An 11,773-nucleotide genomic window follows, 5' to 3' on the forward strand; every position below is an offset into this window, starting at 1 on the left:
CGGAGCTGTTTCGACAGGCTCAACCAGCTGGGCTCAAACAGCGGGGCTCAACCCGGGGCTCAACCAGCTGGGCCGTGCCTAGCGCTGGACCCTACTCGTAGCGGCGCCACTTCTTGGGCGCGACGTCCTTGACGGCTGCACTGACCTTGACGGAGGTATCGGCGAATGCCTTGCCGAGCGCGGTGGCGAAGGCCCGCTGCTCGTCCTTGAGGCCGGCATCCGCAAAGTCACCCTCGCGCACCACGGCGTCGAAGTCGACGCTGAGGAACGGGATCAACCAGTCTTCGATCGCCTCGAGCGGCGAGTGGTCGAGGTGGTAGTAGCGGTGCTGCCCCTCTTCGCGCACGGCGACCAGCCCGGCTTCGCGCAGCACCTTGAGGTGCTTGGAAACGGTGGGCTGGCTCAGCCCGAGTTCGGCGACGATCTCCGAGACGCTGATCTCCCCGGCCGCATCTGCGCTGGTGTTGTGCTTCTCCAACAGGATGCCAAGAATGTCGCGTCGGGTTGGGTCTGCTACCACGTCAAAGATGTCCGCCATGGCTCAAGGGTAGTCACTCCCCGTGGGGAGTACCATGACCATTCGACACAGAGCGTGTCTGGCGGAGGGATTTCGATGGGGACTGCGGTGCGCCGACAGCGTGCCCCGCTCACGTTGCGCTCTCTTCCGGGGCGTCTTCGCGAGGGGCTGGACGCTTTTGCCGGGCATTCGCCGTCCCGTTTTGCGATCCTGATCTTCACCGCACTGGTGCTGCTCTTCACGCTGCTGTTCTCGCTGCCGATCGCCGCGGAGAACGGCAAGATGACTCCGCTTCCCGACGCCCTCTTCACCGCCGTCTCGGTCATCTGCGTCACGGGGCTCGCGACCGTCAACATGGCGACGCACTGGTCGGACTTCGGCGACGTCCTCGTCTTCATCGGTGTGAACATCGGTGGAATCGGCGTGCTCACGCTGGCATCCATCCTGGGCATGATCATCAGCCGCCGCCTCGGGCTCCGGGCCAAGCTGATGGCCGCCAGCGACACGAACCCCAGCCGTCTGCACGTCGGCCCGGTCAACGAGGGCCAGACCGTGCGCCTCGGCGAGGTCGGCAATCTGTTGGCGACCGTCGCGGTGAGCGCCCTGGCCATCGAGGCCATCGTCGCGCTCGTCCTCTTCCCACGGATGCTCGCCGTCGACGTGCCTCCCGGCGAGGCGGCCTGGCACAGCCTGTACTACGCGGCGATGGCGTTCACGAACACGGGCTTCAGCCCCAACGCGGCGGGGCTCACCCCGTGGGCGGAGGATTACGTCTTCCTCAGCGCACTCATGTTCGGCGTGATGCTCGGAGCCATCGGCTTCCCCGTCATCTACGCGCTGGCGCGGGGCTGGCGCAGGCCTCGCCGCTGGTCGGTGCACGTGAAGCTGACCCTGGTGACCTTCGGGCTGCTGCTCGTCGCCGGTGCCGCGCTCTACATCCTGCTCGAGTTCGACAACCCCAAGACCTTCGGCAAAGACGACGTTCTCGGCACGATCTTCCAGGCCTTCTTCCTCTCGACGATGACGAGATCGGGAGGGTTCTCCACGATCAACATCGCCGATCTGCACGGATCCAGCCTGCTCGTCAGCGACATGCTCATGTTCATCGGCGGTGGCTCGGCCTCCACGGCCGGCGGCATCAAGGTGACGACCCTCGCCGTCCTGTTCCTCGCGGCATTCGCCGAGGCACGCGGAAATGAGTCGATGGAGGCGTTCGGGCGACGCATCCCCCGCGACATCCTGCGCCTGGCCGTCAGCGTCGTGCTCTGGGGTGCGACGATCGTCGCCGTGTCGAGCATCGCGATCCTGCAGATCACCAAGGCGCCGTTCGACTACGTGCTCTTCGACGTCATCTCCGCCTTCGCCACCTGTGGCCTCTCGACGGGCCTCACCGCCGAGCTGCCGCCCGAGGGCGTCTACGTCATGGCCCTGACCATGTTCATGGGCCGCATTGGTACAGTGACACTCGCGGCAGCGCTGGCTTCCAGCGTGCGCCGCCAGCTGTTCACACGCCCTGAAGAGAGGCCCATCGTTGGTTGATCGCAATAAGCACGACGCCCCGGTGCTCGTCATCGGACTCGGCCGTTTCGGTGCGGCGACCGCCGGCCAGCTCGACCGGCTCGGCCGCGAGGTGCTCGTCGTCGACGACAGTGCCGCCCTCGTTCAGAAGTGGGCGGAGCGCGTCACGCACGCCGTCCAGGCCGACGCGCGCTCCATCGACGCGTTGCGCCAGATCGGTGCCCAGGACTTCTCCGTCGCCGTCTGCGCCGTCGGATCCTCGGTGGAGGCCAGCGTCCTGATCACGGCGAACCTCGTCGACCTCGGCATCCCGCAGATCTGGGCCAAGGCGATCTCGCAGTCGCACGGCAAGATCCTCGAGCGTATCGGCGCCAACCACGTCATCTACCCCGAGGCGGAAGCCGGCGAGCGCACAGCGCACCTGGTGAGCGGCCGCATGCTCGACTTCATCGAGTTCGACGACGACTTCGCGCTCGTCAAGATGTACCCGCCGAAGCCGATCCGCGGCATGTCGCTGACGGATTCCGGAGTGCGCACCAAGCACCGCATCACCGTCGTCGGAGTGAAGAGCCCCGGCCGCCCGTTCACCTACGCGACGGCCGACACCGTGGTCTCCAACCACGACCTCATCATCGCCTCCGGCACCGAGGGCGACCTCGAGCGTTTCGCCGCGCTCTAGCCGGCAGCGAGCTCGCGGGCGCGGGCGAGCGCGGCATCCGTCGCCTCGTCGAAGAGCGCGCTGATGCCGGCGCCCTCGAGCACGGCGATCGCGCGCTCTGTCGTGCCCTTGGGGCTGGTCACGCGGCGGCGCAGCTCTGCCGGGTTCTCGCCGGATGCCGCGAGCAGCTCGCTCGCACCGAGGAAGGTGTCGTTCACCATCAGCGCGGCCTGCTCGGGTGTGAAGCCCTTGGCGACCGCCGTGGCCGTGAGCTGCTCGATCAGGTAGAAGACGTAGGCGGGCCCGGAGCCGGAGATCGTGCTGAGGGCGTCGATCTGCTCCTCGGGAATCACGAGCACAGAGCCCACGGTCTCGAACAGCGCAACGGCGAGCGCCAGCTGCTCCTCGCTCGAACGGGTGCCGGCGGAGAGCCCGGTCACTGCCCGGCCGACGACGGCGGGCGTGTTCGGCATCGAGCGGATCACCGCGACGCTCGGCGGCAGCAGCGATTCGAAGGTCGAAATCGTGACGCCAGCAGCCACACTGATGACGAGGGTGCCTGGCTCCAGCGCATCCGCGATCTCGCCGAGCAGATCGGGCACCATCGCCGGCTTGACGGCGACGACGACGATCGACGCACCGCGCACGGCTGCACGGTTCGCCTCCGGGTCGTTCTCGGTCGCGAAGGCCGTGACGCCCTCCAATGCGGCGAGCTCGGCCGCCTTCGCGGCGCTGCGGTTGGTGGTGCGTATGCCGCCGTCGACGACGACCTCGGGCTTGAGCAGCCCCGCGAGGACGGCACCGGCCATCGATCCGGCACCAAGAAACGCGATTGCAGGCAGGTGTGTTGTAGTCACGCCACCATCCTAGGATTGCTCCATGAGTGCATCGGGTGGAAACAAGGCGATCATCGCGGCCTTCCTCGCTAATACGGGAATCGCAATCACCAAATTCATTGCGGCGGCCCTATCGGGTTCGTCCTCAATGCTTGCCGAGGGTGTGCACTCGGTCGCGGATGCCGGCAACCAGCTGCTCCTGCTGCTCGGCGGCCGCAAGGCCAAGCGCAAGGCCAACGCCGAGCACCCGTTCGGCTTCGGCCGCGAGCGCTACGTCTACGCCTTCGTCGTCTCGATCATCCTGTTCTCGGTCGGTGGCGTGTTCTCCCTCTACGAGGGCTTCAGCAAGCTGCAGCACCCGCACCCGCTGGACCCGGCCTGGTGGTGGCTGCCGATCGTCGTGCTTCTGGTCGCGATCGTGCTGGAGTCGTTCTCGCTGCGCACCGCCGTCAAGGAGAGCAACCTCGTGCGCGGCAAGCAGGGCTGGGTCGCGTTCGTCCGCCACGCGAAGGCGCCGGAACTGCCCGTCGTTCTGCTGGAGGACGTGGCCGCCCTCGTCGGTCTGGTGTTCGCGCTCATCGGTGTCGGGCTGACGGCGATCACCGGCAACGGAATCTACGACGCCGTTGGAACGCTGTTCATCGGCGCCCTGCTCATCGTGGTCGCCATCGTGCTCGGCATCGAGACGAAGAGCCTCCTGGTCGGCGAGGGCGCGAACCCTGCAGACGCCGTCGCCATCGAAGACGCCATCCTCGCCGGCACCGAGCACGAGGGCATCATCCACATGAAGACGCTCTACCTCGGCCCGGAGGAGCTCATGGTCGGCGCCAAGATCGCGTTCTCCGCCGACAAGCGCTTCGCCGATGTCGCCACCGCCATCGACGCCATCGAGGCCCGCATCCGCGTCGCCGTGCCGACCGCCAGGGTCATCTACCTCGAACCAGACGTCTACTCGAAGTTCAACGGCCCGAACCCGCCGACCGACACCTTCGTGATCAAGGGCCTCGAGTAAGCCATGGCTGAGAACGCCGGCCGCACCGCCCTGGTGTTGCGCCACGACGAGACGATCCACCTGGGCAACCTGCTCCCCGTTCTGACTGAACACGGCTACTCGGTCGTCGTCGTCGACACCCCCGGCGCGGACTTCGACGCAATCGATCCTGCTGCGGCCGATCTGCTGGTCGTGCTCGGCGGCGACATGGGCGTGTACGAGAGCCAAGAACACCCGTACCTCGCCCACGAGATCGCCCTCATCCGCGCGCGGATCGACGCCGAACGCCCGGTCTTCGGCGTCTGCCTCGGCGCCCAGCTGATGGCGGAATCGCTCGGTGGCCGGGTCTACAAGGGCGAGAGCAACGAGATCGGCTACCGCAGCGTCGAACCGACGGCAGAGGGAGCCGACTCCCCGCTCCGCCACATCACGGGCGTGCCCGTGATGCAGTGGCACAGTGACACCTTCGAGCTGCCAGCCGGTGTCACCCGCCTCGCCGGGTCGAGCGCCTACGGCAACGAGGCATTCGGCATCGACAACTGGGCGCTGGCCGTGCAGTTCCATCCAGAGGTCACGGCCGAGATGCACGATCAGTGGGTGGATGCCAGCGCCGGCGAGTTGATCGCGGAGGGAATCGACGCCGAGGCACTCCGCGCCGACAACGCGCGGCACAACGCCGCCATGCAGCTGGCCTCGCGCAAGCTCTTCGGCGAGTACCTCGACGGCCTCCCCCGCTAGGGCTCCGGCCTCGCCTCTTCCCGTTGATTGAGCTCACCTCCCGCTGATTGCGCCACCTCCCGTTGATTGAGCTTGTCGAAATCTGGGTTTCGACAAGCTCAACCAACGGGCGCGCTCACGGAGCGGATGCACAACGAGCGGCGCGCACAACGAGCGGGCGAGGTAAGAAGCTGCACCAGCATCAGCCACAGTTCCTGAGGCTGCCTTGGAACGGGCTGCCGCCTTTCGTGACGCTGCGCGTCGCGCTACTCAACCAGCGGACGCGCAGTGCCTCAGGGGCGCCGGGCTGGATCCGCGAAGAAGTCGGTGAGCAGGGCAGCGCAGCTGGCCTCCTCCACCCCGGCGAACACCTCGACGCGGTGGTGCAGCCGACGATCGCGCAGCACGTCGTAGACCGAGCCTGACGCCCCCGCCTTGTCGTCCCAGGCGCCGAACACGACGACGGGCACCCGTGCCGCGAGGATCGCGCCCGCGCACATCACGCACGGCTCCAGGGTGACGACGAGGGTGCATCCCTCGAGCCGCCAGTCGCCGCGCGCCGCCGTGGCCGAGCGGATCGCCACGATCTCGGCGTGCGCCGTCGGGTCGCTCAGCAGCTCGCGTTCGTTGTGTCCGGTGGCGATCACGGCGCCCGTCTCATCGATCAACACAGCCCCGACGGGCACGTCTCCCGTGGCCAGTGCCGACTCCGCCTCGGCGATGGCGCGCTGCATCCACTCGCTGTGCTCGGTGCGTTGACTCATGATCTCCTCCGGAACGACGGATTGCGCCTCACGGGAGGGCATGGCCGAACTAGGATTGAGCCTATGCGAGTCCACGTTGCAGACCACCCGCTCATCACGCACAAGCTGACGGTGCTGCGCGATAAGAACACCCCATCGCCGGTGTTCCGCTCGCTCACCGAAGAGCTCATGACCCTTCTGGCGTATGAGGGCACCCGCAATGTGCGCGTGGAGCCCGTCACCATCCAGACCCCGGTCGCCGAGACCGAGGGCGTGCGGATCGGCGACCCGAAGCCGCTGATCGTTCCCATCCTGCGCGCGGGGCTCGGCATGCTCGAGGGCATGGTCAAGCTGGTTCCGACCGCGGAGGTCGGCTTCCTCGGCATGGCACGCGACGAAGAGACGCTGGAGCCGACGACATACGCCGAGCGCCTGCCGGAGGATCTCTCCGACCGCCAGTGCTTCGTGCTCGACCCGATGCTGGCCACGGGCGGTTCACTCGCAGCCGCCATCGAGTTCCTCTTCGCGCGCGGCGCCAAGGACATCACCGCCATCTGCATCCTGGGCACCCCTGAGGGCCTGGAGGCCGTCGAGAAGGCCATGGCGGGCCGCGAGGTCACCATCGTCCTCGGCGCGCTCGACGAGCGCCTGAACGAGCACGGCTACATCGTCCCCGGCCTCGGCGACGCCGGCGACCGCCTCTACGGCACGGTCTGATCCGCGCCCTGAGCTCCTGTTCCGATACTTCTGACGGGCAGCGCACTCCGGTGCGCTGCCCGTTTTCATTTGCCTGAAGCGTGAAGCTTCTTCGACCTGCGACTCGCCGCCCCCGCTTTGTTTCACGGAAATCCGATGAAGTCGCCATTAGTCGAGGATAATTTGACGAACGGGCCCCCTGTCACGGATCATGCCACCTGCGCACTGCCCGGGCGCACGCTGTGCGTGACGAATTGCGTCTTTTTGCGTCACTGAATTGACACCCGCCGTAACACTCGCTTGACTACACCACATGACAACGAACGCTCACCCCCTGACCTCCCCCGAGGCCCAGAGGACTACCGGGATGATGATGCCCGGTGGTGCAGCCATGTGTTGTCGAATGTGCCGCTGATCCGCGAACCATTGCCGAGATCGCGCTGACAGGGCCGAGAGCCCGGAAGACGACCTCCCGAAGCCCCGCACACGGACAGCTTCTCCCCCGCTCCGACATCTGAGTGTCGGAACGACAGCAGCAGCGCTGCACATTCATCGAACCTCCAGCTCGACGTCATCCGTCGACCGCTGACCGACCCTCGCTCTGAGGCCGGCGGCGAGAGCGTACCCGCTCGGGGTTCCCCAGCCTCACATCATCCAAAGGACCCCTCATGTCGATCGCACAGCTCGCCCCCGCCCCCATCCAGACCACTCGCCCGGCACTGAGCCTGGCCCCCGCCCCGAGCGCCGCCCCCCGCATTCGCGCCGTCCCAGAGGGCACAGAGGCCCGCGGCTTCGTGCTCTACGTCGGACTCGACGAGGCCAAGGCCGCCGCAGCCGGCACGAGCCTGCACCGCATCGTCGAGGCCATCAAGGAGCTCACCGGCGAGATCGCCCCGAGCGCCCAGACCTACGCAGCCGTCGCCCTGGCCCCGGCCGGTGCAGGCGGACGTGACGTCGACGTCGTGCGCCTGGCACTGCAGGACCCGGCGGCGCTTGCGAAGCACCGCCAGCTCGACGACTCGGATGCCGACCGCCACCCCGCCGGCGTGATCGTCGACATCAGCCGCAAGCGCGTGCTGCTCGACGGCGACGCCGCGGCGCTCACCTACAAGGAGTTCGAGCTGCTGCAGTACCTCGTACTGCGTGAGGGCCGCACGATCGACCGCGCCGAGCTCATCAGCTCGCTCTGGAACGCGGATGAGGACGAGGTCCCCAACGAGCGCACCATCGACGTGCACGTGCGTCGCCTGCGCTCCAAGCTCGGTGGCTACGAGGACATCGTGCGCACCGTGCGCGGCGTCGGCTACCGCTTCGACCGTCACGCAGACGTGTCGATCCGCCAGGCCTCGACCCCGAGCCCCGACTTCTTCTAGGCGGTTTCGGCCGGGCCCGGCCTCGGCCCGGCGAGTTCCTCAGCTCCGGCGGTGTCGCCGGATGGCCTGGTACGCGCGCATGAGCTGCGGAACCACCAGGTACACGGCGAGCGGCACGACGACGATCGAGAGCACGAACGCGCGGGCGATGGGGTTCCAGTCGCCCGCGAACGGCTCGATCACGTAGAAGCCGATGGTGACGAGCGGAAAGATCGCCAGCCAGGTGATGAGTGCCCGCGCGTGAACCGACGGTGGGCGCTGGGTTCCTGCCGGAGCCTGCTGGGAAATGGACTGAGTCATGGTGGGTTCCTTTCGTGGTGTGTACGGGGTGATGTCGGCTACGGCCGGGCCGCGGATGCCGCGTCGAGATCCTTCTCGAGAAGCCAGCCGTTGATGGCGATCGCCGCCGTGCTGCCGGCCCCGGCCGCGCTGATCACCTGAGCACCCGGCGTGACGACGTTACCGGCAGCCCAGACGCCGGGGACGCTGCTCTGCCCCGCCGCGTCGACGGCGATCAGCCCGCTCGTCTCGTCTTCTGCGCAGCCGAGCGAGCGCAGGAGAGAGTCGTGGGCGCGGGGCACCGGCGCGACGAACGCCGCATCGCACGCGACCGTGCGGCCGTCGACGAGGGCGACCCCGTCGAGCGCGCCCGGCCGCCCGAGGAACCCGGCGACGGCGCCGACCACGACCTGCACGCCGACGGACTCGAGGCGGGTGCGCTCGGCATCCGTGAGCTCGATGCCGTTGCTGACCACGGTCACGCGCTCGCTGTACCGCCGGAGCAGCCCGGCCTGTTTGAGCGACATCGCCCTGGCCGCGCCGCCGATCACGACGAGGGCCTGCCCGCGGACCTCGTAGCCGTGGCAGTACGGGCAGTGGTGCACGAGCGTGCCCCACCGCTCGCGGAGACCGGCGATGTCGGGGACCTCGTCGTGCAGCCCGGTCGCGACGAGCACCGCTCGCGCCTGGACGGTGGATCCATCGGCCGTTGTCACCGTGAAGCCGTGTTCGGCGTCGCCCGTGAGCGACGTTGCCGAGGCCGCGAGCACGGCGCCTCCGGCATCCATCACCTCACGGCGCCCCACCTCGGCGAACTCGGCCGGCGGCATGCCGTCGCGCGAGAGGAAGCCGTGCATCACACGCGCCGCCGCATTGCGGGGCGCGCCCGAATCGAGCAGCAGCACCTGTGCCTGGGCGCGGGCCAGCACGAGCCCGGCACTCAGACCAGCGGCTCCTGCCCCGAGAATGATCACATCGTGGTGCGTTGTCGTCATGGTCACCACCTCCGCATCCACGATGACACCAGGACGCTGTGAAATGGGAATCTTGTTGCCAAAACTGGAACAGGCTGCTTCGATGGGAGCATGAGCGCCACCCTCCGAGTCACAGCCGAGCTGGAACAGATCGCCCCGCGCCTGCGCCGCATCCGACAGAAGAAGAACCTGACCCTGGACGAGCTCGCGGCCGCGACCGGGATCTCGAAGAGCACGCTCTCCCGCCTGGAATCCGGGCAGCGGAAGCCGAGCCTGGAACTGCTGCTGCCGATCGCGGCGGCGCTGGCCGTTCCACTCGATCAGATCGTGACGGCCCCGCGGATCGAAGACCCCCGGGTACAACGGACATCGACGCGATCCGACGGCCGGGTGCTCACCCCGCTCTCGCAGCACCAGGGTGAGCCACAGGCCTACAAGGTCGCGATCCCCGCGTCAGAACAGGAGGTCGACCTGAAGACACACAGCGGCTTCGAGTGGCTCTACGTGCTTGACGGCCGCCTCCGGCTCGTGCTCGGCGAGCACGACATCGTGCTCGGGCCGGGTGAGGCCGCCGAGTTCGACACCCAGAATCCACACTGGTTCGGGTCGACGGGAGCCGGCCCGGTTGAGATCCTCAGCATGTTCGGCAAGCAGGGCGAGCGCATTCACCTGCGCGCCCGCAGCACGGGATCCGGGCACGGCTGAGGGCCCGGACCGCGCGGAGTGGCGGGCCATTTCCGCCCCACGGAAACTCGCAGAAAAATAACGATCAGATAACTAGCGTTCGTTACCGCTTCGTTATATATTCAAAGAGCGCCAGTTGTTTGCTGTGGCAGCTGGCGCAGAATGTGATTGCAGGACACTCTTGGTGCAAAGGGAGAGGGTCGGTCGTTAGCCTCAACGACCGGCCCTCAGTCACGTTAACGGCCCCGAATGCCTATTCTTAGGCTGGGGAGGCGCAATGAGCCAGAGGACAGAGGCGGTCGCCGCCTGGGAATCACTTTTCCGTGCCCAGGTAAGCGTCATGCGTACCCTGGCGGCGGAGTTTCCCTCGCGCGAGATCTCACTCAACGAGTACGACGTGATGTTCAGCCTGAGCAGGCAGCCGGGGCGGCGCTCGCGCCTGCGCGAACTGACCCGGCACATGCTGCTCACCCAGCCGAGTGTCAGCCGCCTGGTCGACCGCATGTGCGCCCGCGGACTGCTCGAGAAGGAGCACGACCCCGATGACGGCCGCGGGGCCGTGATCGTGCTGACGGATGCCGGCTACGCGCTGTTCCGCGAGGTCGCCGTCTCGCACATGGACTCGATTGCGCGCCGGGTCGGCGGCGCACTCGATGCGAGCGAGATGGCCCAACTGGCCGCTCTCTGCGACAAGCTGCGGGGCAACGGCAGCACCGTCTGAGCACTGCCGATGGCTGCGCGAGCGCACCCCGGCAGGCAGGACAATGGGACGGAGGCCCTACCCCCCGCCCCATCGCGGCGTCCCTCGCAGGATGCCTCTCAAACAGGCGACCCGAACATTGCCTGCCGAGCGCGAATACACCGCATCCCCGAGGGTGAACGGTGCCCGGCCCAGGGGCGAGAGGCTGCGGGCAGTCCGTTTCGTCGAACGTCAGACGGAACTGGGGAATGCTGCGCGCGGCAGGCGCGCGCGGTCACCGCGCGTGCTGACGTGTGGAGTTCGGGCTCCATAGCCTGTTGCCTTTCGGGTCGGCGACAGTGGCTCGGCACGCCGCCGAAGGCGGCGCGTCAGGTCAACTGCGTGCGCGATCTGGGTGGATCAACGCACACTGCGATGATAAACCCCACGTGCCCCATTCGGGTAGCACCGATTCAGCGGCTGCCGATGAGCGCTCTCTCGGCCTCGGCCATGCCAGCGCGCCACGCCGAGTCGAGCGCCTCGCGCTCATCGGCGCTGAGTTCGGTGCGGAAGGCTGCGGCGAGACCGGCCCAGCGCACGGCCGACTGGGCGCGCACCTTCTCTCCCGTGAACCCGGACTCGCGCACGGCGGCGAGGAAGCTCTCGTCGATGCGAGCCGCAACGGCACCGCCCTCATCGAGCCGGGCGACGTGCTCTCGCCCCTGGCGATAGGCCGGACCGCGAGCGGTGCGCTGGGCCGCGGCCTGTGCTGATGCGATCAGCGCGATCTCCTCGGCGGTGAGCGACTCGACCTGCTTCAAAAATGCGTCCACAACGAACTCCTCTCTCGTGAACCGTAACCGCCCACCCTAGCAAGCTTCGATCTTTTTTTCCTGATCAGGTACGAGATGCTTTCCGGCGGGGAATGGGCTATGGTCTTCGGAAGCTCACCGCACGATGAGAAGGAGTGATGTTCATGGCCGGGAAATCCCCCAAGGGCAACAACGCAAAGAAGGCCCCGCAGCTCTCGCTGAAAGACAAGAGAGCAGCCAAGCGCGAGGAGAAGTCCGACACCGGATTCATCAAGGCCCGGAAGGGCCACTAGACA

15 protein-coding genes are annotated in these 11,773 nt (G+C 67.5%); 9 read left to right on the forward strand and 6 right to left on the reverse strand.

The window, feature by feature from the left end; all coding sequences use genetic code 11:
• Positions 1–91 precede the first annotated feature (91 nt).
• Positions 92–538: an ArsR/SmtB family transcription factor gene (locus tag ASC66_RS13995; RefSeq protein ID WP_055840756.1), complete on the reverse strand. Its 447-nt coding sequence runs from the start codon at positions 536–538 to the stop codon at positions 92–94.
• 75 nt (positions 539–613) lie between these two features.
• On the opposite strand from ASC66_RS13995, the gene ASC66_RS14000 reads away from it, so the two are divergent.
• Complete coding sequence (locus tag ASC66_RS14000; protein ID WP_055840759.1) at positions 614–2,056, forward strand: TrkH family potassium uptake protein; 1,443 nt, start codon at positions 614–616, stop codon at positions 2,054–2,056.
• Positions 2,049–2,714: a potassium channel family protein gene (locus ASC66_RS14005; RefSeq protein WP_055840761.1), complete on the forward strand. Its 666-nt coding sequence runs from the start codon at positions 2,049–2,051 to the stop codon at positions 2,712–2,714. The genes ASC66_RS14000 and ASC66_RS14005 overlap by 8 nt, the downstream gene beginning before the upstream one ends.
• On the opposite strand, the gene proC is transcribed toward ASC66_RS14005, so the two are convergent.
• Entirely contained in the window at positions 2,711–3,550 is an 840-nt protein-coding gene (proC, locus tag ASC66_RS14010; RefSeq protein ID WP_286145598.1) for a pyrroline-5-carboxylate reductase, read from the reverse strand. The genes ASC66_RS14005 and proC overlap by 4 nt on opposite strands.
• A gap of 22 nt (positions 3,551–3,572) precedes the next feature.
• Here proC and ASC66_RS14015 point away from each other — a divergent pair, with 22 nt between their 5' ends.
• A complete protein-coding gene (locus ASC66_RS14015; RefSeq protein WP_055840767.1) occupies positions 3,573–4,541 on the forward strand; it encodes a cation diffusion facilitator family transporter in 969 nt (322 codons plus the stop codon).
• A gap of 3 nt (positions 4,542–4,544) precedes the next feature.
• On the forward strand, positions 4,545–5,258 hold the full coding sequence (locus tag ASC66_RS14020) for a glutamine amidotransferase-related protein (protein ID WP_055840770.1): 714 nt from the start codon (positions 4,545–4,547) through the stop codon (positions 5,256–5,258).
• Positions 5,259–5,530: 272 nt separating this feature from the next.
• On the opposite strand, the gene tadA is transcribed toward ASC66_RS14020, so the two are convergent.
• Entirely contained in the window at positions 5,531–6,001 is a 471-nt protein-coding gene (tadA, locus tag ASC66_RS14025) for a tRNA adenosine(34) deaminase TadA (protein ID WP_055841695.1), read from the reverse strand.
• Between the two features lie 63 nt (positions 6,002–6,064).
• Between tadA and upp the strand changes: the two genes are divergently transcribed.
• Together upp and ASC66_RS14035 are read left to right on the forward strand one after the other, a co-directional pair.
• Positions 6,065–6,697: a uracil phosphoribosyltransferase gene (upp, locus tag ASC66_RS14030; protein WP_055840773.1), complete on the forward strand. Its 633-nt coding sequence runs from the start codon at positions 6,065–6,067 to the stop codon at positions 6,695–6,697.
• 647 nt (positions 6,698–7,344) lie between these two features.
• Positions 7,345–8,049 (forward strand): winged helix-turn-helix domain-containing protein, encoded by a 705-nt coding sequence (locus tag ASC66_RS14035; RefSeq protein ID WP_055840776.1) that lies wholly within the window; start codon positions 7,345–7,347, stop codon positions 8,047–8,049.
• Positions 8,050–8,088: 39 nt separating this feature from the next.
• On the opposite strand, the gene ASC66_RS14040 is transcribed toward ASC66_RS14035, so the two are convergent.
• A complete protein-coding gene (locus ASC66_RS14040) occupies positions 8,089–8,349 on the reverse strand; it encodes a putative antibiotic biosynthesis monooxygenase (protein WP_055840779.1) in 261 nt (86 codons plus the stop codon).
• Positions 8,350–8,387: 38 nt separating this feature from the next.
• A complete protein-coding gene (locus tag ASC66_RS14045) occupies positions 8,388–9,323 on the reverse strand; it encodes an NAD(P)/FAD-dependent oxidoreductase (protein WP_055841696.1) in 936 nt (311 codons plus the stop codon).
• A gap of 90 nt (positions 9,324–9,413) precedes the next feature.
• Between ASC66_RS14045 and ASC66_RS14050 the strand changes: the two genes are divergently transcribed.
• Both ASC66_RS14050 and ASC66_RS14055 read left to right on the forward strand, forming a co-directional pair.
• Positions 9,414–10,007 (forward strand): helix-turn-helix domain-containing protein, encoded by a 594-nt coding sequence (locus tag ASC66_RS14050; protein WP_055840782.1) that lies wholly within the window; start codon positions 9,414–9,416, stop codon positions 10,005–10,007.
• Between the two features lie 256 nt (positions 10,008–10,263).
• The gene (locus ASC66_RS14055) at positions 10,264–10,707 is read left to right on the forward strand and encodes a MarR family winged helix-turn-helix transcriptional regulator (RefSeq protein ID WP_055840785.1); all 444 of its coding nucleotides are present in this window, start codon (positions 10,264–10,266) and stop codon (positions 10,705–10,707) included.
• A gap of 431 nt (positions 10,708–11,138) precedes the next feature.
• Here the strand turns inward: ASC66_RS14055 and ASC66_RS14060 are convergent, their stop codons facing one another.
• On the reverse strand, positions 11,139–11,498 hold the full coding sequence (locus ASC66_RS14060; protein ID WP_055840789.1) for a hypothetical protein: 360 nt from the start codon (positions 11,496–11,498) through the stop codon (positions 11,139–11,141).
• A 143-nt stretch (positions 11,499–11,641) separates the two neighbouring features.
• On the opposite strand from ASC66_RS14060, the gene ASC66_RS18585 reads away from it, so the two are divergent.
• Positions 11,642–11,770, forward strand: a complete 129-nt coding sequence (locus tag ASC66_RS18585; protein WP_286145599.1) for a hypothetical protein — start codon at positions 11,642–11,644, stop codon at positions 11,768–11,770.
• The last annotated feature ends 3 nt before the right edge of the window (positions 11,771–11,773 follow it).

Source organism: Leifsonia sp. Root4, from assembly GCF_001425085.1.
In the GTDB taxonomy this organism is placed as follows: domain Bacteria; phylum Actinomycetota; class Actinomycetes; order Actinomycetales; family Microbacteriaceae; genus Microterricola.

Bases quoted from the DNA above. Each gene is read 5' to 3' on its own strand.
- tadA (WP_055841695.1), bottom strand. From the start codon at position 6,001: ATGAGTCAACGCACCGAGCACAGCGAGTGGATGCAGCGCGCCATCGCC.
- ASC66_RS14045 (WP_055841696.1), bottom strand. From the start codon at position 9,323: ATGACGACAACGCACCACGATGTGATCATTCTCGGGGCAGGAGCCGCT.
- ASC66_RS18585 (WP_286145599.1), top strand. From the start codon at position 11,642: ATGGCCGGGAAATCCCCCAAGGGCAACAACGCAAAGAAGGCCCCGCAG.
- ASC66_RS14050 (WP_055840782.1), top strand. From the start codon at position 9,414: ATGAGCGCCACCCTCCGAGTCACAGCCGAGCTGGAACAGATCGCCCCG.
- ASC66_RS14000 (WP_055840759.1), top strand. From the start codon at position 614: ATGGGGACTGCGGTGCGCCGACAGCGTGCCCCGCTCACGTTGCGCTCT.
- ASC66_RS13995 (WP_055840756.1), bottom strand. From the start codon at position 538: ATGGCGGACATCTTTGACGTGGTAGCAGACCCAACCCGACGCGACATT.
- ASC66_RS14055 (WP_055840785.1), top strand. From the start codon at position 10,264: ATGAGCCAGAGGACAGAGGCGGTCGCCGCCTGGGAATCACTTTTCCGT.
- ASC66_RS14020 (WP_055840770.1), top strand. From the start codon at position 4,545: ATGGCTGAGAACGCCGGCCGCACCGCCCTGGTGTTGCGCCACGACGAG.
- upp (WP_055840773.1), top strand. From the start codon at position 6,065: ATGCGAGTCCACGTTGCAGACCACCCGCTCATCACGCACAAGCTGACG.
- ASC66_RS14015 (WP_055840767.1), top strand. From the start codon at position 3,573: ATGAGTGCATCGGGTGGAAACAAGGCGATCATCGCGGCCTTCCTCGCT.
- ASC66_RS14035 (WP_055840776.1), top strand. From the start codon at position 7,345: ATGTCGATCGCACAGCTCGCCCCCGCCCCCATCCAGACCACTCGCCCG.
- ASC66_RS14040 (WP_055840779.1), bottom strand. From the start codon at position 8,349: ATGACTCAGTCCATTTCCCAGCAGGCTCCGGCAGGAACCCAGCGCCCA.